Below are 20876 nucleotides of genomic sequence, written 5' to 3'. Positions count from 1 at the left end.
GTCCTGCCGATCGAGCACGGGCTGAGGTCCAGGAGGACCGGAAGGATGGGAGTCGCGAATGTCGCAGCGTCCCGCTCCCTCACCGTTTCACATTCCCGCGAGGGATATCGCGCGCCGTCCCGGCACGCAGAAGATGGTGAGCGAGGTCTTTCCGGCCCCCGCGGTCCTCGGCACCGACGTGATCGGTGTGCCGCAGGGCGCGGAGGTGAGCCTCGACGTGAGTCTCGAGTCCGTGTCCGACGGCATCTGGGTCTCCGGAACCGTCACGGCTGAGGCCGTCGGCGAGTGCGGACGATGCCTGGACGAGGTGCGACAGCAGGTCGCGGCCCCGGTCCAGGGACTGTTCACGCTCGACGACCCCAAGGTCGACGACGAGGACGAGGAGCCAGAGGACGTCTTCGAGTTCGATGGGGAGACCATCGACCTCGAGGAGGTGGTGCGGGACGCGGTGGCGACACAGTTGCCGTTCACCCCGCTGTGCCGGCCGGATTGCCCGGGCCTGTGCGACCAGTGTGGCGCGCGGCTCGCGGACGATCCCGACCACGCCCACGACGTGATCGACCCGAGGTGGTCGGCACTCCAGAGCTTGATAGAAGAGAAAGAGAGTTAGCCGTGGCAGTTCCCAAGCGCAAGATGTCGCGTTCGAACACGCGTGCCCGCCGCTCCCAGTGGAAGACCACCGCTGCGAACCTCACCACGTGCCCGGCGTGCAAGGCTGAGAAGCTTGCGCACACCGCGTGCCCGTCGTGCGGCGCCTACAACGGTCGTCAGTACGCCGAGGCTGTTCGCACCGAGCACGAGGGCTGAGACCCGCGCCACGTGCGCGAGGTGAGCAGATGAGCATCCCAGGGCAGGCCGCGGCCGACGCTCTGGCACACCGGCTCGGGGTCGTCGTCGACCCCGAGCTACTGGTGCTTGCCCTGACCCACCGGTCGTTCGCCTACGAGGCGGGCGGCATCCCCACCAACGAGCGCCTGGAGTTCCTGGGGGACTCGGTGCTCGGCGTGGTCGTCACCGACCGCCTGTACCGGGATCACCCCGACCTCCCGGAGGGCGAGCTCGCCAAGATGCGCGCCGCCTCGGTGTCGCAGCGCGCGCTCGCGCAGGTCGCGCGCGAGATCGAGCTCGGGCCCTGCATCCTGCTGGGCAAGGGCGAGACCGCGACGGGCGGCGCCGACAAGGACTCGATCCTGTGCGACGCGCTCGAGGCCGTCTTCGGCGCCGTGTACCTCACCCACGGGATCGACGTCGCCCGCGACGTGATCCTGCGACTGGTGGGCCCGACGCTCGTCGCGGCCGCCAGCTCCGGAGTCGCGCTCGACTGGAAGACGTCGCTGCAGGAGGTGTGCGCCGAGCACGGCCTCGGCGCGCCCGTCTACTCCGCCGAGGGCACCGGACCCGACCACGCCCGCACCTTCACCGCCACGGTGATGGTGGACGGACGCGTGCTCGGCACCGGCACGGGAACGGCGAAGAAGCTTGCCGAGCAGGAGGCCGCCGAGGCGGCCTACGCCGCGATCATCGCGCAGTCGGTCAGCGCCGACTGACGGGCCCCCATGCCCGAGCTCCCCGAGGTCGAGACCGTTCGCGCGGGCCTCGCCTCCCTCGTCGCGGGCTCACGGATCGTCGCCGCCGAGGTGCGGCGCGACTCCTGCGTGCGGCTGCTGCCGGGCGGACCGCCGCAGTTCGCCGCCATGACGGCCGATGCGCGGATCGCCTCCGTGGTCAGGCGCGGGAAGTTCCTGTGGCTTCCGCTGCTCCACGCCGACGACGACGCCCCCGCCGAGGCGCTGTCCGCGCACCTGGGCATGTCGGGTCAGTTCCGCGTCCACGAGGGCGCCGATGCGCCTGATCCGCACCCGCACTGTCGCGCGCGCCTCACCCTCGAGCGCGACGGTTCGCCCCTGACGCTCGACTTCCTCGACCAGCGCACGTTCGGCTACCTGCACGTCGAGCCGCTCGTCGAGACGGCCGATGCGCTCGCCGGGGGAGAGGGCTCGGCGCTCGCCGCCGTGCCGGGCTCGGTCGCGCACATCGGCCGAGACGCGCTCGACCCGCACCTCGACCCCGTCGCCGCCGCTCGCGCCTGGAGGCGCGGCGCTCGCGGGATCAAGCAGGTGCTGCTCGACCAGACCCTCGTGTCGGGCATCGGCAACATCTACGCCGACGAGGCGCTGTGGGTCGCTCGCGTGCACCCGGAACGTCCGGCGCACGCGGTGAGCCCGTCGCAGGCGCGCTCGCTCGTCGACGCCAGCCGCGAGGTGATGTCCCGCGCGCTCGCGCAGGGCGGTACGAGCTTCGACGCGCTCTACGTCAACGTCAACGGCGAGTCCGGCTACTTCTCACGGTCGCTCGAGGCCTACGGCCGAGGAGGCGAGGCGTGCCGGCGGTGCGGCCGCCCCCTGAGGCGAGCCAGCATCGGCGGCCGTGCCTCTCACTGGTGCGCCACCTGTCAACGACGTTACGCCCCGCGAGCCTGACGAAGCGGTGCACCCGGAGGGATACGATGCCTCGTATGCCTGATGTGCGAGTGCTGGTGCTGGACGACCACGAGGTCGTGCGTCGCGGGATCTGCGACGTCCTCGACCGTGCCGACGGGGTGGAGGTCGTGGCCGAGGCCGCGAACGTCGCCCAGGCCATCCGCAGGGTCGACGCCGTGCGTCCCGACGTGCTGCTGTCCGACCTGCGTCTGCCGGACGGCACCGGCCTCGATGTGATCGCCCACGTCCGCGCCCACCACCCCGACACCCACATCGTGGTGCTCACGAGCTACGACGACGACGACGCGAAGGCCGCGGCGCGTGCCGCGGGCGCGGACGCCTTCGTCGCCAAGACTGCGAGCTCCGCAGAGGTGCTGAAGGCCGTGAAGGACGCGGCGAGCGGCCGCGAGCACGGTCAGCACATCGACGTCCACGAGGACGACGCGATCGCGGCGCTCACGCCCACAGAGCGCAAGATCGTCAAGGCCGTCGGCGAGGGCAAGTCCAACAAGGAGATCGCGGACTCCCTCGGGATCGCCGAGAAGACGGTGAAGAACCACGTGACGAGCATCCTGGCGAAGATGGGCCTCCAGCGCCGCACCCAGGTGGTCGCCTGGGCGACGCAGCGCAAGGCGCAGTCCTTCCGCGGCTAGCCGTCGCTCAGCGCGCCGCCTCGACGTTCCAGACGGCGATGCAGCCAGGGCGCTCTCGCTCGGGCCACCGCTCGACCAGGCTGAACGTGCCGTTGCGGCGCAGGGCGCGATTCGCCAGGTTCGACGTCCCCGAGTGACGCTGGGTCGCCCCCGACGGCCCGATGCCGTCGTCCTCGACGCGCACCTCCACCCGTCCGTCGTCGGCGGTCAGGACGATGCGCACGGCGGACGCATCGGCGTGGCGCGCGACGTTCGAGATCAGCTCCCGAGCGACCGCGATGAGGTCGTCCGCGAGCGACGAGTCCCCGGCGACCGCATCGGCGAGGTCGGGCCACTCCGCGGTGACGGCCGGCTCGAAGCCCAGCGACCCGCGCGCGATCATGAGCTCTCGCCGCAGTCGCTCCGCGATCGGCTCGGTGCTGCGCTGTCCCGCGAGCGAGCTCATGACGCCCCGCACCTCGTGCTGCGCGCGCTTCACGTGCTCGAGGGTCGACCGCAGGCGTGTGGCCGTCTCGTCTGGGACCTCCTCGGCGATGGCCTCGATCTGCATCGCCGTGGCGAACAGCTCCTGCGAGACGAAGTCGTGAAGGTCGTCGGCGAGCCGTGCGCGCTCCTCGAGCAGCGCCGACACCGAGCGCACGTGGCTCAGCTCCGACATCGACAGCGCGACCGCGGCCTGGCTCGCGAAGCGCTGAGCCACGGACAGGTCGGAGGACTCGAACTCGACGCCGCCGCGCTCGCGCCACAGCATCAGCAGTCCCACGGCACGGCCCTGGGTCACGAGGGGGGCGTAGAGGCTCGGGCCGTAGCTGGTGATCGCCTCGAGCACCGCTGCGCCAGGCGGCTCGGGTGCGATCAGTCCCTCGCCGGAGCGGATGACGCCCACGCCGGTGCCCTCCGGCGGCAGCTCGAGTCCCAGGAGCTGCGCGGCGCCATCGCCGGCGGTGACCTCCATCACCCACGCGTCGTCGACGCCGGGGAGCACGAGGGCGGCGGCGCTCGCGCCGGACAGCTCGAGCGCGGTGTCGATGATGGCCTGCAGCCCCTCCTCGGGGTCGTCGTCCGCGAGCAGGTGGGCGGTGATCGCGTGCGCCGCGGCGAGCCAGCGCTCCCGCGCCAGCGCCAGGTCGTAGAGCTGTGCGTGGTCGATCGCGACGGACGCTGCGGCGGCGAGCGCGCGCACGTCGCGGCGGTCCTCGTCGCTGAAGTCCTCGGCTTTGTTCGCAAGGTAGAGCTGGCCGAACACCCGGCCGCCCACGCGCAGCGAGGTGCCGAGGAACGTGGTGAGCGGCGGATGGCCCTCGGGCAGGCCGGTGCGCGCGGGGTGGGTGAGCACGTCGTGCACGGCGAGCGTGCCCTCGACGGGGATCTCGCCGAGCACGCCGACGGGCTCCGGCGGCCGGCCGATGCGCTCGAGGACTGCGGCATCCATCCCGCGGGCGTGGAACGACTGTGAACGTCCGTGCGAGTCGAGCACGTTGATCGCGGCGTAGCGGGCTCCGGTGAGGTCCGTGGCGGCCTCGAGGAACGCGTCAAGGATCGCCGGCAGGTCGAGCGCGGAGTTGAGGCTGATGATCGCCTCGGCGAGCGCTCGCTCGCGGGTCAGGGCGTCAGGCATCGAGGCTCACCGTGCGGTCCGCAGCGTCGAGGAGGGACAGGTCGTGCGTCACGATCACCACGCTACGGCCTCGCTGGCGCATCCCGTCGAGCACCGCGCGCAGGGCCTCCCGTCCGGCGGCGTCGAGGTGCTCTCCCGGCTCGTCGATGAGCTGGACGGGCTGCGGCGCGAGCGAGGCTCGTGCGAGCAGCAGGCGTCGCCGCTCGCCGCCCGACACCGTGCCTCCGCCCGAGCCCACCAGGGTGTCGAGGCCATCCGGCAGCGCGTCGAGCCACGACGACAGCCCCACCGCGGCGAGGGCGCGCGCCGCCTCGTCCTCGTCGACGTCGCCGCGCGCGACGCGGAGGTTCTCGATGACGCTGGTGCCGAACAGGTGGGCGTCCTCGGACGTGACGGCGACCGACGGCCCCAGGTCCTCGACGGACGCCGGCCGGCCGTCCAGGAGTGCCTCGCCGGCGTGCGGGGCGAGCACGCCCGCGAGCGTCGCGAGCAGGGTGGTCTTGCCGATCCCGCTCGCGCCGACGACGGCGACCACCTCGCCCGGGGCGACGGTGAACGAGACCGGCGTCGTGGGCGTCATGGCGGGCCATGCGGCCGACAGGTCACGTGCCTCGAGAGTGACCGGCCGTGCCTGGGTGGGGGCCGATGCGGTCGCCGCCTCGGGCGTTCCTGTCGCCTTCGTCGGGGCCAGCTCGTCGATGCGCGCGGCCGCGGCGCTCGAGCGCGCGAGCTGCATGACGGCCGCGGGGATCGCGCCCACGGCTTCGAACGCGGCGAGAGGGAGCAGCGCGACGACGGCGGCCGTCGTCGGGCCGATGAGCCCGGCGTTCGCCTGGGTCACCGCGATCGCGATGGATGCGATGAGCGCCGCGCCCGCCGCGAGCGTCTGGACGGCGCTCGCCAGCGCCGCGGGTCGCGCCGCAGCCTCGTGCGCCGCGCGACCCTCGACCTCCGCCTCCGCAAGTCCGGCCAGGGAACCGTCCTGGGTGCCCCACACGCGGTGCTCGGGGGCCGACTCGATGGCGGCGAGAGCGCGCTCGGCGATGCGCGCATCGGCCTCCACCCCCATGCCGGCGGCTGCGCGTGCCGAGCGCAGCGTCAGCGCGGCGGCGCCGAGGCCGGCGACGAGCAGGCACGCGGCCAGCGCCGCACCCGCGGCGGGCACGAGCGCCGCGGAGATCGCGATGGCGATGCCGGACACGGTGACGGCGACCGCGCACGGCAGGAGCCCCCGCACGACGGCGTCCCCGACGGCGTCGATGTCCGCGCCGAGGCGCGCGAGCACCTGGCCGCGGCTGAGGGTCAGCACGCGCGACGGGTGGCCGGCGGCGAGGCGCTCGTACACGCGGACGCGCAGGGTGACGACGCCGCGCAGCGCGATGTCGTGGGAGGAGAGGCGTTCGAGGTAGCGGAACAGGCCGCGCCCGATGCCGAAGAACCGCACGACGACGGCCGCGATCGCGAGGTCGGCGGGGGACGGCATCCCGGCCGCGCGGGCGATCAGCCATGCGGCGACGGCGGCGAGCCCGACGGCCGAGCCGATGGCCGCCGTGCCCCACCACACGGCCACCGCGGCCCTGCCGCGGCTCACGTCGGCGTGGCGCAACGCTCGTCGCAACGCGCCCCGCGTGGCGGCGGTCGCGCCGGTCACGGCGCGACCTCGCGTGGGGCTGCGACCGTGACGACCGCATCGGCCGCCTCGACGAGCTCCGGCTCGTGCGTCGCCACGATGACGGTGCGCCCCGCCTGGGCCGCCGCCCGTGCGGCGGCGACGATCTCGGCGCGAGCCGCGTGATCGAGGTGGGCCGTGGGCTCGTCGAGCACGAGCACCGGCCGGTCGGACTCGAGGGCGCGCGTGAGGGCCACGCGCTCGCGCTGACCGAGGCTCAGCGTGCGGCCCGCGACACCGAGGTCCGGACGCTGAGGCACCCAGGCGAACTGTCGCGACCAGCCGAGCGAGTCGACGTCGTCGAGCGCGGCGACGCCGCCGTCGGCGAGCCTTGCCCTGACGCGCCCGGAGTCTGCGGCCATCAGGCCCATGAGGACGAGCAGAGCGGTCGACTTGCCGTCGCCGTTGGGGCCGACCAGCGCGGTGATGGTACCCGGACGCGCCTCGAACGTGAGGTCAGCTGGCGCGTTCCTCATCCCGTCGGGCGTGGCCACGGCGATACCGTCGACCTCGAGGGACGCGCCCGCGAGGTCGGGCGCATCGGCGCTCCCGCCGACGACCACCGGCTCGGTCTCGAGCACGGCGAACGCGGCGTCCGCTGCGGCGAGGCCGTCGGCGGACGCGTGGAAGTGGGTGCCGACGTTGCGCACCGGCAGGTAGACCTCCGGCGCGAGGACCAGCACGGCCAGCGCGGTCTCCACGCTCACCTCGCCGTAGAGGAGGCGGAAGCCCAGCGTGACCGCGACCAGAGCGACTGCGAGCGTCGTGAGCAGCTCGAGGACCATGCCGGACAGGAACGCGATGCGCAGCGAGCCCATGGTCGCCCGCCGCTGGGCGTCGCCGAGCTCGCGGACGCGCCTCGCCGGACCCACGTGGCGCCCGAGCGCGCGCAGCGTCGGCAGGCCGGCGATGAGGTCCAGGGTGCGTGCGGCGAGCCTCTCCATGGCGTCGAGGTGGCGCGCGGAGCGCTCGCGGGTGAGGAGGCCGATGAGCACCATGAACAGCGGCACCAGGGGCACCGTCGCCGCGATGATGGCCGCCGAGATCCAGTCGAGGCCGAGCACCACCGTGAGCATGAGCGGTGTGACCGTGCATGCGAGCAGCAGCTGCGGGAGGTAGCGCACGAAGTAGGGGAGCAGGCCGTCGAGACCGCGTGTCGCGGTGGTCGTGACCTTCGCGCCGTCACCCGACGCCGCCCAGCGCGGCCCGAGCCGCGCCGCGTGCTCGACGACGCGTCCGCGCAGCTCCGCGACCACATCGACGCCGGCGCGATGCGCGAGGCGCTCCTGGAGCCACGTGATGGCGACCCTTGCCCCGACGATCACCGCGAGCCAGGCGATCGCGACGGAGAGGTCGCGCGCCGCGACCGGCACGAGCGAGCCGAGCCATCCCAGCCCGTCCTCGGTGAGGGGCGCCGGCGCCAGCACCGGCCCGATCACACGCGCGATGACGAAGGCCTGCAAGCCGATGGCGACAGCGGTCGCGAGGCCGAGCGCGGCCGTCACGATGACGTAGCGGCGCGCAGGGCCGATGCGCGCGATCAGCCGGGGGTCGAGCGGTCGCACGCCCTACTGCTTGGCCTTCGACTTCTTGGGCAGGAACGTAAGCGAGCTGTGCTCGGGGATGTTGTCCGCCGACAGGCGGCGGCGGAACACCCAGTACGTCCAGCTCTGGTAGATCAGCACGATCGGCGTGAAGATCACCGCGACCCACGTCATGACGGTGAGCGTGTAGTCCGTCGACGAGGCGTTGTCCACCGTGAGCGAGTACGCCGGGTCCGTGCTGGACGGCATGACGTCCGGGTACAGCGAGCCGAAGATCAGCACCACCGCGGCGGCGATCGCCACGGCGTTGCCCGCGAACGCCCAGCCGTACCGGCGGGCGCGTCCTGCACCGAGGGCGACCACGAGGCCGACCGCGGCGACGGCGACTGCGGCCCAGGTCCACGGCACGGAGTAGGCGAGCTGGGTCCAGATCGCGAACGCCGCCGCGACCACCAGCGCGATGGGCGCCATCGTGCGGGCCACCGCCTCGGCGCGCTCCCGCACCTCGCCGTCGGTCTTGAGCGACAGGAAGATCGCTCCGTGCGACAGGAACAGCACGAGCGTCGTCGCGCCGCCGAGCAGCGCGTACGGGTTGAGCAGGTTGAAGAAGCCGCCCGTGTAGGTCATGGTCTCGTCGATGGGCACCCCGCGGACGATGTTCGCGAACGCCACGCCCCACAGGATCGACGGGATCCAGGCGGAGCCCATGATGACCCAGTCCCAGCGCCTGCGCCACGAGTCGTCGTTGATCTTGCCGCGGTACTCGATCGCCACGGCGCGCACGATGAGCGCGAGCAGGATGAGCAGCAGCGGCAGGTAGAAGCCCGAGAACAGCGTCGCGTACCAGTGGGGGAAGGCGGCGAAGGTCGCGCCGCCTGCGGTCAGCAGCCACACCTCGTTGCCGTCCCAGACGGGGCCGATGGTGTTCAGCGCGACGCGGCGCCCGCGGTCGCCCTTGCCCACCTTCTCCATGAGCATGGCGACGCCGAAGTCGAACCCTTCGAGGACCAGGTAGCCGGTCCACAGGATGGCGATGAGGATGAACCAGACGAGGGGCAGATCGAGATCCATGGTCGGCTCCTAGTACGCGAACGACATCGGTCGGTCGGCATCGTCTGTCGGTTCCTCGTAGGTCGCGTGGGGCGCTCCCTCGACCGCGTAGCGGTGCATGAGGCGGAACCAGAACACGCCGAGGATCGCGTAGACGACGGTGAAGACGGCGAGCGAGGTCGCGACCTCGCCCACGGACGTCGCCTCGGACACGCCGAACAGGGTCATCAGCATCACCTGGTCAGAGCCCGTGGGGTTGGGCGCGACGACGAACGGCTGACGGCCCATCTCCGTGAAGATCCACCCGAAGCTCGCCGCCAGGAACGGCATGGGCAGGGAGATGACGGCGAGCTTGCCGAGCCACCCTTGCGTGATCACCCGGTTCTTGCGCGTGAACCAGAAGATCGCGACGCACAGCGCCGCGGAGAACGCCGCGAGGCCGATCATGAGGCGGAACGACCAGTAGGTCACGACGAGGTTGGGCTGGTAGACGATCTCGTCGCCGTTCTCGTCCACGGCGCCGTAGCGCTCCGCGTACTCGGGCTGCAGCTGGTTGAGGCCGGTGACCTCGCCGTCCCAGGTGCCTGTCGCGAGGAACGACAGCAGGTTCGGCACCACGATGATGTTGTTGACCTCGTTGCAGTCGGTGGTGCCCATGTCGCCGATCGCGAGCACCGAGAACCCGGCGGGCTGCTCGGTCTCGCACAGCGCCTCCGCGGCGGCCATCTTGAGGGGCTGCTGCTCGAACATGAGCTTGGCCTGCTCGTCGCCCGTGATGATGACGCCGACGCCGGCGAGCAGCATCACGACGGCGCCGAAGCGCGCCGCGGTGCGGTACATCGGGAGGTCGGCGTGGTCCTTGTCCTGGCGCGAGTGCCGCACCATCCAGTACACGGCGATGCCGGCGACGAAGGTTCCCGCGACGAGGAAGGCTGTCGCGATGACGTGCGGGAACGCGACGAGCGTCGTGTTGTTCGTGAGCACCGCCCAGATGTCGGTCATCTCGGCGCGGCCCGTCTCGGGGTTGTACTCAGCGCCCACGGGGTGCTGCATCCACGAGTTGGCCGCGATGATGAAGTACGCGGACAGCATCGAGCCGATGGCGAAGGCCCACACGGTCGCGAGGTGCACCTTCTTGGGAAGACGATCCCAGCCGAAGATCCACAGGCCCAAGAACGTGGACTCGAGGAAGAACGCGGCGAGCGCCTCCATCGCGAGCGGGGCGCCGAAGACGTCCCCGACGAAGCGTGAGTACTCGGACCAGTTCATGCCGAACTGGAACTCCTGGACGATGCCGGTGGCGACGCCGAGCGCGAAGTTGATCAGCAGCAGCTTGCCGTAGAACTTCGTGAGCCTGAGGTACTTGTCCTTGCCCGTGCGCACCCACGCGGTCTGGAGTATCGCGACGAGCGTCGAGAGCCCGATCGTGAGGGGGACGAGGATGAAGTGGTAGACGGTGGTGATGCCGAACTGCCACCGTGCCAGGTCGATGACTTCCATCTGAGGACTCTCTCCCAAGTGCAGAAGCGGGACATTCTTCTTGGGGTCAACCTACCTGGTGAGCCGGGGGTCGCGCATCGGGACCTTGGTCCCAGGAGGGGCGTTCTTCCAGGCGTTCCGAATCGCCGGACGGGCCAGCTCCACGGCGTCGCGCGCGCCGTGTGTCACAATGGTGGGCAGGTCGCACCCAGCCACACCGGGTGCCAACCGCGCGACAGACGCAGCGACTGCGTAGCAGCCAGTCCCGTCCTGGTCCCGCCGGGCTACAGCCGGCAGGCGGAGACATCGGGGATAGGCGCTCCAGAGCAGGCGCCGCTGTCCGCCGCGACCTGAAGACTTCCGTGGCAGCAGATCGCTGATCACGAACGACGAGAGAGCGTCGATGCGGTGTGTGGGCCGCGTCGTCCCGAGGTACCCGCGTTGAGCGAGGACAAGACCACCACAGACACTCCCACCACCGCCGTGATCTTCCAGGCGCCCGAGCCCGCGCAGCCGCGCCGCGCCTCGGCTCCCGCGGGTCCGCCCGCGTCGTCGAAGCCCGCCGCCGCGCAGGGTGACACGCCCGCCGCCGACAAGGCGACGGCCGAGGACAAGCCGCAGCGCTCGCGCAAGAAGGCGAGCGATGCCGGCTCGGCGAAGGGCGGCTCCGGCAAGGGCGGCTCGGCGAAGGGCTCGAAGGGCTCCAAGGGCGCGAAGGCTGACAAGGCCGATGGCGCCGCAGCCAAGGACGAGCCCCAGGCGACGTCGGACGAGAAGCCGGCGAGCGCATCGGCCGACTCCGATGGCCCAGGCTCCGGCGACGGCGAGTCCGGCGACGGCCCCAAGCGTCGTCGCCGCCGCGGCGGCCGTGGACGGGGAAAGAAGAAGCCCGAGGGCGACGCCAGCGGCGACGGTCAGGACGGCCAGAGCGCCGATGCGCCCTCGAGTCAGGACGCCGACGGCGAGTCCGGCGGGGGCAAGCAGGGCGACCAGGACGACGAGGCCGGCGACGGCGAGGGCGGCTCGCGCCGCCGGCGACGCCGCCGCGGCTCCCGCTCCGGCTCCGGCTCGGGCGGTTCGTCCGGCGGATCCGGCGGTTCCGACGACCAGCTCCAGGGCTCCACGCGCCTGCAGGCCAAGCGCCAGCGCCGCCGCGAGTCCCGCGACGGCCAGCGCCGCCGCCCCGTGATCTCCGAGGCCGAGTTCCTTGCGCGCCGTGAGGCCGTCAAGCGCGACATGGTCGTGCGCGAGAAGGACCACCGCGTCCAGATCGCCGTGCTCGAGGACGACGTCCTCGTCGAGCACTACGTGTCTCACCAGGCGCAGCAGTCGATGGCCGGCAACGTGTACCTGGGCCGCGTGCAGAACGTGCTGCCCGGCATGGAGGCCGCGTTCGTCGACGTCGGCCGCGGCCGCAACGCCGTGCTGTACGCCGGCGAGGTGAACTGGGACGCCGCGGGGCTCGAGGGCAAGCCGCGCCGCATCGAGCTCGCGCTCAAGCCCGGCGACACCGTCATGGTCCAGGTCACCAAGGACCCCATCGGACACAAGGGCGCGCGCGTCACCTCGCAGATCTCGCTCGCCGGCCGCTTCCTGGTCTACGTTCCTGGCGGCGGCGTCACCGGCATCAGCCGCAAGCTTCCCGACACCGAGCGCGCGCGCCTGAAGAAGCTGCTTCGCGAGGTCATCCCCGCGGACGCCGGCGTCATCGTGCGCACCGCCGCCGAGGGCGCCTCGGAGGAGGAGCTGCGCGCCGACGTGGACCGCCTCAAGCGCCAGTGGGAGGGCATCGAGGCCGAGGCCAAGACCGGCAAGGCCCCCAAGCTGCTGCGCGGCGAGCCCGACATGGCCATCCGCGTGGTCCGCGACATCTTCAACGAGGACTTCGAGTCGCTCACCATCCAGGGCGACGACACCTGGAACTCGCTGAGCGCGTACGTCGGCCAGGTCGCCCCCGACCTCATGCCGCGGCTCCACAAGTTCGCCGGCGACGGCGACGTGTTCGCCGAGCACCGCGTCGACGAGATGCTCACCAAGGGCATGGACCGCAAGGTCTGGCTGCCCTCCGGTGGCTCGCTCGTCATCGACCGCACCGAGGCGATGACCGTCATCGACGTCAACACCGGCAAGTTCGTCGGCAAGGGCGGCACGCTCGAGGAGACGATGACGCTCAACAACCTCGAGGCGGCCGAGGAGATCGTGCGCCAGCTGCGCCTGCGCGACATCGGCGGCATCATCGTCATCGACTTCGTCGACATGCTGCTCGAGGCCAACCGCGACCGTGTCCTGCGCCGCCTCATCGAGTGCCTCGGTCGCGACCGCACCAAGCACCAGGTCGCCGAGGTCACGTCGCTGGGCCTGGTCCAGATGACGCGCAAGCGCGTGGGCCAGGGCCTCGTCGAGGCCTTCTCCGAGACCTGCGAGCACTGCAAGGGCCGCGGCTTCCTCGTGCACGGCGAGCCCGTGGCCGAGGCCAGCGAGAAGCAGCCCGAGCGTCGCCGCAGCGGCCGTGGCGGCCGCGGCGGGCAGTCCGGCAACGCCAGTGGCGGCAACGGCGGCGGTGGCGGCAATGGCGGGGGCGCTCCCGCGAAGAAGCCTCAGGACGACCACGTGCACACGCAGCCCAAGGGCGAGACGCACGCGCTCGACGACCGCGAGGAGGCGCGCGCGGCGGTGAAGGCCACCCTCGCGTCGATCGCAGCGGCCGCGGAGAAGGCGCACCACCACGACGAGGACGCCCCCGAGGGCGCATCGGCCGATGTGACCGCGTCCGAGCCGCAGATCGTGCTGCCTGACCGGTCGGCCCCGGCCGCTGAGTCGCCCGCGACTGAAGCACCCGCAGCGCAGGCGTCGGAGGGGGCCGAGCCGGCCCCTGCTGAGGCCGCTGTCGAGGCCGACGCACCGTCGTCCGACGAGGCGGCCCCGGCCGTCGCGCAGGAGCCGGCTGCCGAGGGGTCGGAGCAGCCGTCCGAGGCGGAGCCCACCGAGGGGTCGAACCCCGACGAGGACAAGCCTCAGAGCTAGTCCGCGACCCGCGCGCCCGGTTTGACCGGGACGGGGGCGAGCAGGTACATTTGTACGTCGGCGCGCGAGCGCCACGGTCCTGCCTGCGCCCCATGCGGCAGCGGCAGGAAACCATCCAGACGTAGAGGATTCAGATTCATGGTGTACGCGATTGTGAAGGCCGGTGGCCGCCAGGAGAAGGTCTCCGAGGGCGATGTCATCGTCGTCGACCGTCTCAAGGCAGCGGCGGGTGACTCCGTCGAGCTGACCCCCGTGCTCCTGGTCGACGGCGAGAAGGTCACGTCGGACGCCAAGGCGCTGTCGAAGGTCAAGGTGACCGCGGAGGTCGTTCGCGACGAGCGCGGCCCCAAGATCGACATCCTGAAGTACAAGAACAAGACCGGCTACCGCAAGCGCATCGGCCACCGTCAGGAGCTCACGCGCCTGAAGGTCACGGGCATCAAGTAAGCGAGGACACACTCATGGCACACAAGAAGGGCGCGAGCTCCTCGCGCAACGGTCGTGACTCGAACCCCCAGTACCTGGGCGTGAAGCGCTTCGGTGGCGAGGTCGTGTCGGCCGGCGAGATCATCGTCCGCCAGCGCGGCACCCACCACCACCCCGGCCAGAACGTCGGCCGCGGCAAGGACGACACCCTGTTCGCCCTCGAGGCGGGCACCGTGCAGTTCGGTCGCCGTCGTGGCCGCAACGTCGTCGACGTGGTGGCAGCGGGCTAAGAGCCGCACACACAGTCTTTCTCGTCAGGGGCGTCGCCGATGCGGTGGCGCCCCTGACGTCTATCCTGGGCAAGGTCCCTTCGAGGAGGCATCATGGCGACGTTCGTCGACCGCGTCACGCTGCACGTGACCGGCGGCAACGGCGGCCACGGCGTGGCCTCCGTCCACCGCGAGAAGTTCAAGCCCCTCGGCGGGCCTGACGGCGGCAACGGCGGCCGCGGTGGATCCGTGGTGCTCGTCGTCGACCCGCAGGTCACGACGCTCCTGGACTACCACCACAGCCCCCACCGCAACGCCCCCAACGGATCGCAGGGCGCCGGCGACCACCGCCACGGCGCGAACGCTGCCGATCTGCGCCTCGGCGTCCCGAGCGGCACCATCGTCAAGTCGAAGGACGGCGAGGTCCTCGCTGACCTCGTGGGCGACGGCGCGGAGTTCGTCGCCGCTGCCGGCGGCCGCGGCGGCCTGGGCAACGCGGCGCTCGCGACCACCAAGCGCAAGGCGCCGGGCTTCGCGCTGCTTGGTGAGCCCGGCGAGGAGGCGACGGTCGTCCTCGAGCTCAAGTCGATCGCCGACGTCGCGCTCGTGGGCTACCCCAGCGCCGGCAAGTCGTCGCTCATCGCCGCGATGAGCAAGGTGCGGCCCAAGATCGCCGACTACCCCTTCACGACGCTCGTGCCCAACCTCGGAGTGGTCGAGGCGGGCGGGTCGCGCTTCACGATGGCGGACGTGCCCGGCCTCATCGCGGGCGCCTCCGAGGGCAAGGGCCTCGGCCACGACTTCCTGCGCCACATCGAGCGCTGCTCCGTGATCGCGCACGTTCTCGACACGGCGACCCTCGAGTCGGACCGCGACCCGATCCGCGACCTCGAGGTCATCGCTGGCGAGCTGCGCGCCTACACCGGCGACGAGGCCATCAGCGGCGTTCCGCTCGCCGAGCGCCCGCAGATCATCGTCCTCAACAAGGTCGACGTGCCGGACGGCCGCGAGCTCGCGGAGATGGTGCGCGAGGAGCTCGCGGCCACGGGCATGCCGATCTTCGAGGTCAGCGCCGTCAGCCACGAGGGGCTGCGCGAGCTGTCGTTCGCGCTCGCGTCGATGGTCGCCGAGCACCGCGCCGCCGAGCCCGAGCTCGAGAAGGCGCCCATCATCATCCGCCCCAAGGCGGTCGACGACTCCGGCTTCACGGTGACCCACGTGCGCGACGGCGCCGAGGACTACTACCAGGTGCGCGGCGTCAAGGTCGAGCGCTGGGTGCGCCAGACGAACTTCGCCAACGACGAGGCCGTCGGCTTCCTCGCCGACCGCCTGGCCAAGGCCGGCGTCGAGGACCAGCTGTTCCGCGCGGGCGCGGTGCCGGGCTCCGAGGTGGTGATCGGTCCCCGCGAGGGCGGCGTCATCTTCGACTGGGAGCCCACCATGGCGACCGGCGCCGAGCTGCTCGGTTCGCGCGGCTCCGACCTGCGCATCGAGGAGCACGAGCGGTCCGGGCGCGCGACCCGCGCCGAGAAGCGCGCGGATCACAAGGAGCGCATGGACGCCAAGGCCGCGGCCCGCGAGGAGCTGTGGACCGAGCGCAACGCCGGCCACTGGACGGACCCGAACGCCGACGAGTGACCCGCGCCTCGCGCGCACTGGCATGATGCACACCACGACCGAGCGGGAGGCTCTGTGACCGGCACGAGGGAGGCGATCGCGTCCGCGCGTCGCGTCGTGGTGAAGGTGGGCTCGTCCTCGCTCACCGACGGCGCCGGCCACCTGAGCCTCGCCGCCGTGGAGCGCCTCGTGGACGTGCTCGCGGGGCTGCGTGCCGGTGGTCGTCAGGTGATCCTCGTGACGTCGGGAGCCATCGCCGCCGGCATCGGCCCCATGGGCCTGCCGACCCGGCCGAAGGACCTGGCCACCGCCCAGGCGGCGGCGTCGGTCGGCCAGGGAGCGCTCGTCGCGGCGTACTCCGGGGCGTTCGCCCGCCACGAGATCGCCGTCGGCCAGGTGCTGCTGACGGCTGACGACATGGTGCGTCGGTCCCACTACGGCAACGCGCAGCGCGCGTTCAACCGGCTGCTCGACCTCGGCGTGCTGCCCATCGTCAACGAGAACGATGCCGTCGCCACCGACGAGATCCGCTTCGGGGACAACGACCGCCTCGCGGCTCTCGTCGCGACCGTCGCGCACGCCGATGCGCTCGTCCTGCTCACGGACGTCGACGGCCTCTACACGGCGGCGCCGGGCACGCCCAGCGCCGCGCGCATCGTCGAGGTGCACGGCCCCGAGGACCTCGTGGGCGTCGACGTTTCCCGGCGCGGCAGCCACCTCGGCACCGGCGGGATGATCACGAAGCTGGAGGCGGCGTCGATCGCGACGACCTCGGGCATCCCGGTGGTGCTCGCGTCGAGCGCGGACGCGGCCTCCGCCGTCGCGGGCGACTCCGTGGGAACGCTGTTCCACCCGACGGGCAAGCGCGACACCACGCGCCTGCAGTGGCTCGCGCACGCCGCGCGCACGCGCGGCGCGATCGTGGTCGACGAGGGCGCGGCGCGTGCGCTGCGCGGTCGACGCGCGTCGCTGCTCGCGGCCGGCGTGACGGAGGTTCGCGGGTCGTTCGAGTCGGGTGAGCCCGTCGACCTGCTCGGCCCGGACGGCGCGCTCGTCGCGCGCGGGTTCGCCGGCTTCTCCGCCGACGAGGCGCGCCAGATGCAGGGGCTCAGCACCGAGGTGCTGGGGGAGTCCCTGGGCGAGGCCTTCGCCCGCGAGCTCATCCACATCGACGACCTCGTGGTGATGTAGGTCGGACGTCGCGAACGTCCCATCTCGCGCGAATCGTTGCGATTCAATTGTTCACGCCTTGATCAAATTGTGACCGAATCGTATGCGATTCGGCGCGCCTGCCCCTAGGCGAGGGCGGTCGACATCGCTACTGTGACAGACGTCACTCAATGACGAGTGGCCGGGGGAGGTCCTCCATGACACAGAGAGGTGTGATGTGAGGAAGAACTCATTGACAGCACTGGTCGCGACGACCGGGCTCGCGGCGGTGGCGATCGCGGGCTGCTCGAGCGACAGCGGCGGTGGCGGCGGCGACAGCGACGCCCGCGCCTGCGTGATCCTCCCGGACGCGGCATCCTCGCCGCGCTGGGAGAACGGTGACCGACCCGCCCTCGAGGCCGCGATCACCGATGCCGGCTTCCAGGTCGACATCCAGAACGCCGAGGGCGACACCGGCCAGTACGCGACCATCGCGGAGCAGCAGCTCACCCAGGGTTGCGACGTGATGCTGCTGGTCGACCTGCAGGGCGCCGCGGTCTCCGTCATGGAGAACGCCCAGGCCGAGGGCATCCCGGTCATCGCCTACGACCGGCCGATCGCTGGCGCGGACTACTACGTGTCCTTCGACAACGTCCGCGTGGGCGAGCTCGAGGGTCAGGCCGTGCTGGACGGGCTCGAGGCCAACGGCGTCGACCCGGCCGAGGCTGTGGTCGTGTACATCGGCGGCGACCCCGCCGACGGCAACGCCGCGATGTTCTACGAGGGGGCCACCTCGGTGATGGAGGGCGCGGGCATCACCGCGGCCGCCGAGCCCCCGGGCCTGTGGGACGGCGAGCACTCGGCGACGGTCTTCGAGCAGGCGCTGACGGACCTCGGCGGAGAGGTCGACGCGGTCTGGGCCGCGAACGACACGAACGCCGCGGGTGTCATCACCATCCTCGACAAGAACGGCCTCACGGTTCCGGTCTCCGGACAGGACGCCTCGGTGGCCGGTCTGCAGAACGTGCTGCTCGGCAAGCAGACCGCGACGGTCTACAAGCCCTTCCAGGTCGAGGCCGAGGCCGCGTCGGAGCTGGCGATCCAGCTCCTGAATGGCGAGACGCCTGAGGATCCCGGCATGGAGGTCGACGGCACGCCGTTCATCGCCGTCGACCCGATCCTGGTCGGACCGAGCGAGGTGCAGCAGGTCATCGACGACGGCAACGCGTCGTACGACGAGATCTGCTCCGGCGACGTCGCGGCAGCCTGCGACGAGGTCGGTCTGTCGGCGGGCGAGTAGCCCGCTCACGCCATCAGGGGGAGGGTTCCGCGCCGAGCCTCGGCGCGGAACCCTCCTCGGCGTCCCTCATCCCCCCCGAGCGTCAAAGGAGACACCCGGCGTGAACCAGCCGATCATCGAACTCAAGCAGGTCACCAAGAGCTTTGGTCCCGTGGACGTGCTCAAGGGCATCGACTTCGAGGCCCACGCGGGCCGCGTCACGGCCCTGGTCGGCGACAACGGCGCCGGCAAGTCCACGCTCATCAAGGGCCTCGCAGGCGTGCAGCCGTACGACGGCGGGGTCGTGCTCTTCGACGGCGAGCCTGTGCACCTCCATCACCCGCGCGAGGCCGCTCGGTACGGCATCGAGGTCGTCTACCAGGACCTCGCGCTGTGCGACAACCTCGACATCGTTCAGAACATGTTCCTGGGGCGCGAGGAGATGGCGCAGGGCACGTTCGACGAGGGTCGGATGGAGGTCGAGGCGGCAGCCGCGCTCCAGTCGCTGTCCGTCAAGACCGTGAAGTCGCTGCGCCAGAAGGTCGCCTCGCTGTCCGGAGGACAACGCCAGACGGTCGCGATCGCCAGGTCGGTGGTCAAGCAGGCGAAGGTGGTCATCCTCGATGAGCCCACCGCGGCTCTCGGCGTCGCCCAGACCGCACAGGTGCTGAGCCTCGTGCGCCGCCTCGCCGACTCGGGTGTGGCGGTCATCATCATCTCCCACAACCTTCAGGACGTCTTCCAGGTCGCGGACGACATCGCCGTGCTGTACCTCGGCACCATGACGGCTCGGGTGCGCGCGGCGGAGACCGATCCGGACGAGGTCGTCGGCTACATCACCGGCACCAAGACCAGGGGGGCGGCGGCATGAGCGCGAACCCGCAGAGCTCCGTGGTCGAGCCCGCCGGCACGAGTCCCGAGGCGCAGAGCCTTCTGGGCAGCGGCGTGGAACAGGGCGTGTTCGAGCATGCCCGCTCGTACCTGCGCCGGCTGCGCGGCGGCGAGATGGGCGCCTTGCCGGCGATCGGCGGTCTGCTCGTCCTGTTCATCATCTTCGGCGCGGCGCACAGCGCGTTCCTCACGCCGCGCAACATGGCGAACCTGCTGACCCAAGCAGCCCCGCTCGTGGTCCTGGGCATGGCGCTCGTGTTCGTGCTGCTGCTCGGGGAAATCGACCTGTCCGCAGGCGTCACGTTCGGCGTCGCGATGGCGGTGTTCGTGAAGTACACGCAACCCGACGGGCTGTCGTGGCCCGTAGGCCTCGCGCTGGCGATGGGCATCGGCTTCGCGGTGGGTGCGACCATCGGCTTCTTCGTCGCCAAGATAGGTGTGCCATCGTTCGTGGTCACGCTAGGACTGTTCCTTGGCCTCCAGGGCGTGATCCTCATCATCATCGGTGCGGGCGGCACGTACCGACTCATCCCGGAGCCGATCAAGGCGATCCAGAACTCGAACATGCCCGTGTGGGCGGGCTGGGCGATGCTCGCCGGCCTCGTCGGACTCCTCGTCCTCGTCGCCGTGTGGGACCGCTGGCGACGCGCGCGTTCCGGGGCGCCCAATCCTGCTGTGTCGATCATGCTCCTCAAGCTCGGCACCATCGCGATCCTCGGTGCGGGATTCGTCGCGTTCATGAGCCTCGACCGTGGTCGCGCGGCGCAGGCGATCATGGGAGTGCCGATCGTGGTCCCCGTGGTGCTCATCATCGGTCTGATCGGGACGTTCGTGCTCGACCGGACCAAGTTCGGTCGGTACATCTACGCGATCGGCGGCAACCGCGAGGCGGCACGACGCTCCGGCGTCAACGTCACAGCGGTCAAGTGGGCGGCGTTCGTGGTCTGCTCCTCGCTCGCGGTCCTCGCGGGTCTGCTTTACGTCTCCCGCGTCGGATCCGCGGACGCGTCGACCGGTCGCGAGATCGTGCTGTCGGGCGTCGCCGCCGCAGTCGTGGGTGGCGTCAGCCTCTTCGGCGGCCGCGGGCGCCTCATGCATGCCGCGGTCGGTGCGTTCGTGATCGCGACCATCGAGAACGGCCTCGGCCTGCTGGGGTTCTCGGCGGGAGCGACGCTCGCGGTGTCGGGCGGCGTGCTCATCCTCGCGGCGACGGTCGACGCGCTCGCACGGCGAAGGAGCGGAGGCTCGACGAACGCCTGATCCCCAGCGCACATGACCCCGCGCGCAGATGTCCCCGCGCGCAGATCGCTTTCTCTCGCCTTAGCGTTCAGATGGTGCGTCGCTGACGGTTCTGGACGTCTCGCGTCACCTGATGGTGGCTGAGCGTCGAGAGAGGGCGGTCGCGCATCCGAGCGGCGGGTTGGTGGCTGGTCGTCGGTTTCGCTAGCGGCCCGGCATGTGATGGAGGCTGAGGGTCCGTGGCGCACTGCACGCCGCGTCGGCGCCGGTCGCCTACGACCGCCGCTCCTTGATCGATGGCCCGTCATCAGCCCCGTCGAGTCGCGATGGCACGCCTCGACCCGTTGCGACGCGGCGCCGTACGCGGATGAGGCGGGCCCAGCTGCGCGTAGCGGTCCCGCCGCCTAGCGACACTGAACCACCATCGTGAGACGCCGCACTCCGAAAGTCGACAGCCACGCACCATCCGGGCGCTAAGTGTTCTTCCCC

Annotated in this window: 18 protein-coding genes; 13 read left to right on the top strand and 5 right to left on the bottom strand. The window is 71.4% G+C overall.

The features are described from left to right. Window positions 1-232: 232 nt before the first annotated feature. The 5 genes from B7K25_RS08245 to B7K25_RS08225 are packed head-to-tail and all read left to right on the top strand — an operon-like array spanning window position 233 to window position 3133. Window positions 233-610: a DUF177 domain-containing protein gene (locus B7K25_RS08245; RefSeq protein ID WP_371328296.1), complete on the top strand. Its 378-nt coding sequence runs from the start codon at window positions 233-235 to the stop codon at window positions 608-610. A gap of 2 nt (window positions 611-612) precedes the next feature. Then, entirely contained in the window at window positions 613-807 is a 195-nt protein-coding gene (gene rpmF, locus B7K25_RS08240) for a 50S ribosomal protein L32 (RefSeq protein ID WP_084105329.1), read from the top strand. A 29-nt stretch (window positions 808-836) separates the two neighbouring features. After that, the gene (gene rnc / locus B7K25_RS08235; protein WP_084105327.1) at window positions 837-1547 is read left to right on the top strand and encodes a ribonuclease III; all 711 of its coding nucleotides are present in this window, start codon (window positions 837-839) and stop codon (window positions 1545-1547) included. 9 nt (window positions 1548-1556) lie between these two features. Continuing rightward, window positions 1557-2480 (top strand): bifunctional DNA-formamidopyrimidine glycosylase/DNA-(apurinic or apyrimidinic site) lyase, encoded by a 924-nt coding sequence (mutM, locus tag B7K25_RS08230; protein WP_084105325.1) that lies wholly within the window; start codon window positions 1557-1559, stop codon window positions 2478-2480. Between the two features lie 35 nt (window positions 2481-2515). Beyond that, a complete protein-coding gene (locus B7K25_RS08225) occupies window positions 2516-3133 on the top strand; it encodes a response regulator transcription factor (protein ID WP_234988139.1) in 618 nt (205 codons plus the stop codon). 7 nt (window positions 3134-3140) lie between these two features. Here B7K25_RS08225 and B7K25_RS08220 read toward each other — a convergent pair whose 3' ends face one another. The 5 genes from B7K25_RS08220 to B7K25_RS08200 are packed head-to-tail and all read right to left on the bottom strand — an operon-like array spanning window position 3141 to window position 10514. Next, the gene (locus B7K25_RS08220) at window positions 3141-4751 is read right to left on the bottom strand and encodes a GAF domain-containing protein (protein WP_084105323.1); all 1611 of its coding nucleotides are present in this window, start codon (window positions 4749-4751) and stop codon (window positions 3141-3143) included. After that, on the bottom strand, window positions 4744-6402 hold the full coding sequence (gene cydC, locus B7K25_RS08215; RefSeq protein ID WP_084105321.1) for a thiol reductant ABC exporter subunit CydC: 1659 nt from the start codon (window positions 6400-6402) through the stop codon (window positions 4744-4746). Before cydC ends, B7K25_RS08220 begins: the two co-directional genes overlap by 8 nt. Then, complete coding sequence (locus B7K25_RS08210; RefSeq protein ID WP_084105319.1) at window positions 6399-7985, bottom strand: ABC transporter ATP-binding protein/permease; 1587 nt, start codon at window positions 7983-7985, stop codon at window positions 6399-6401. The genes cydC and B7K25_RS08210 overlap by 4 nt, the downstream gene beginning before the upstream one ends. 3 nt (window positions 7986-7988) lie before the next feature. Then, the gene (gene cydB / locus B7K25_RS08205) at window positions 7989-9035 is read right to left on the bottom strand and encodes a cytochrome d ubiquinol oxidase subunit II (RefSeq protein WP_084105317.1); all 1047 of its coding nucleotides are present in this window, start codon (window positions 9033-9035) and stop codon (window positions 7989-7991) included. Window positions 9036-9044: 9 nt separating this feature from the next. Beyond that, on the bottom strand, window positions 9045-10514 hold the full coding sequence (locus B7K25_RS08200) for a cytochrome ubiquinol oxidase subunit I (RefSeq protein ID WP_084105315.1): 1470 nt from the start codon (window positions 10512-10514) through the stop codon (window positions 9045-9047). Window positions 10515-10934: 420 nt separating this feature from the next. On the opposite strand from B7K25_RS08200, the gene B7K25_RS08195 reads away from it, so the two are divergent. From B7K25_RS08195 to B7K25_RS08160, 8 genes are all read left to right on the top strand, one after another. Continuing rightward, the gene (locus B7K25_RS08195) at window positions 10935-13517 is read left to right on the top strand and encodes an Rne/Rng family ribonuclease (protein WP_234988138.1); all 2583 of its coding nucleotides are present in this window, start codon (window positions 10935-10937) and stop codon (window positions 13515-13517) included. Window positions 13518-13655: 138 nt separating this feature from the next. Next, the gene (rplU, locus tag B7K25_RS08190) at window positions 13656-13964 is read left to right on the top strand and encodes a 50S ribosomal protein L21 (RefSeq protein ID WP_084105311.1); all 309 of its coding nucleotides are present in this window, start codon (window positions 13656-13658) and stop codon (window positions 13962-13964) included. A gap of 14 nt (window positions 13965-13978) precedes the next feature. Beyond that, entirely contained in the window at window positions 13979-14233 is a 255-nt protein-coding gene (rpmA, locus tag B7K25_RS08185; RefSeq protein ID WP_084105310.1) for a 50S ribosomal protein L27, read from the top strand. Between the two features lie 93 nt (window positions 14234-14326). Then, window positions 14327-15850 (top strand): GTPase ObgE, encoded by a 1524-nt coding sequence (gene obgE / locus B7K25_RS08180; protein ID WP_084105309.1) that lies wholly within the window; start codon window positions 14327-14329, stop codon window positions 15848-15850. 54 nt (window positions 15851-15904) lie between these two features. Beyond that, complete coding sequence (gene proB / locus B7K25_RS08175; protein WP_084105307.1) at window positions 15905-17020, top strand: glutamate 5-kinase; 1116 nt, start codon at window positions 15905-15907, stop codon at window positions 17018-17020. A gap of 211 nt (window positions 17021-17231) precedes the next feature. Next, on the top strand, window positions 17232-18278 hold the full coding sequence (locus B7K25_RS08170; RefSeq protein ID WP_234988137.1) for a sugar ABC transporter substrate-binding protein: 1047 nt from the start codon (window positions 17232-17234) through the stop codon (window positions 18276-18278). Window positions 18279-18378: 100 nt separating this feature from the next. Next, on the top strand, window positions 18379-19128 hold the full coding sequence (locus B7K25_RS08165; RefSeq protein WP_084105303.1) for an ATP-binding cassette domain-containing protein: 750 nt from the start codon (window positions 18379-18381) through the stop codon (window positions 19126-19128). Further along, the gene (locus tag B7K25_RS08160; RefSeq protein WP_084105301.1) at window positions 19125-20408 is read left to right on the top strand and encodes a sugar ABC transporter permease; all 1284 of its coding nucleotides are present in this window, start codon (window positions 19125-19127) and stop codon (window positions 20406-20408) included. Before B7K25_RS08165 ends, B7K25_RS08160 begins: the two co-directional genes overlap by 4 nt. The last annotated feature ends 468 nt before the right edge of the window (window positions 20409-20876 follow it).

The organism is Demequina sp. NBRC 110056 (genome assembly GCF_002090155.1).
Taxonomy (GTDB): domain Bacteria; phylum Actinomycetota; class Actinomycetes; order Actinomycetales; family Demequinaceae; genus Demequina.
The sequence above is the reverse complement of the archived record's forward strand: the minus strand, read 5'-3'. Positions and strand labels throughout refer to the sequence as shown.

Coding starts and splice junctions, on each gene's coding strand:
- rnc (WP_084105327.1), top strand. CDS start 837: ATGAGCATCCCAGGGCAGGCCGCGGCCGACGCTCTGGCACACCGGCTC.
- mutM (WP_084105325.1), top strand. CDS start 1,557: ATGCCCGAGCTCCCCGAGGTCGAGACCGTTCGCGCGGGCCTCGCCTCC.
- B7K25_RS08225 (WP_234988139.1), top strand. CDS start 2,516: ATGCCTGATGTGCGAGTGCTGGTGCTGGACGACCACGAGGTCGTGCGT.
- B7K25_RS08220 (WP_084105323.1), bottom strand. CDS start 4,751: ATGCCTGACGCCCTGACCCGCGAGCGAGCGCTCGCCGAGGCGATCATC.
- cydB (WP_084105317.1), bottom strand. CDS start 9,035: ATGGATCTCGATCTGCCCCTCGTCTGGTTCATCCTCATCGCCATCCTG.
- B7K25_RS08200 (WP_084105315.1), bottom strand. CDS start 10,514: ATGGAAGTCATCGACCTGGCACGGTGGCAGTTCGGCATCACCACCGTC.
- rplU (WP_084105311.1), top strand. CDS start 13,656: ATGGTGTACGCGATTGTGAAGGCCGGTGGCCGCCAGGAGAAGGTCTCC.
- rpmA (WP_084105310.1), top strand. CDS start 13,979: ATGGCACACAAGAAGGGCGCGAGCTCCTCGCGCAACGGTCGTGACTCG.
- obgE (WP_084105309.1), top strand. CDS start 14,327: ATGGCGACGTTCGTCGACCGCGTCACGCTGCACGTGACCGGCGGCAAC.
- B7K25_RS08160 (WP_084105301.1), top strand. CDS start 19,125: ATGAGCGCGAACCCGCAGAGCTCCGTGGTCGAGCCCGCCGGCACGAGT.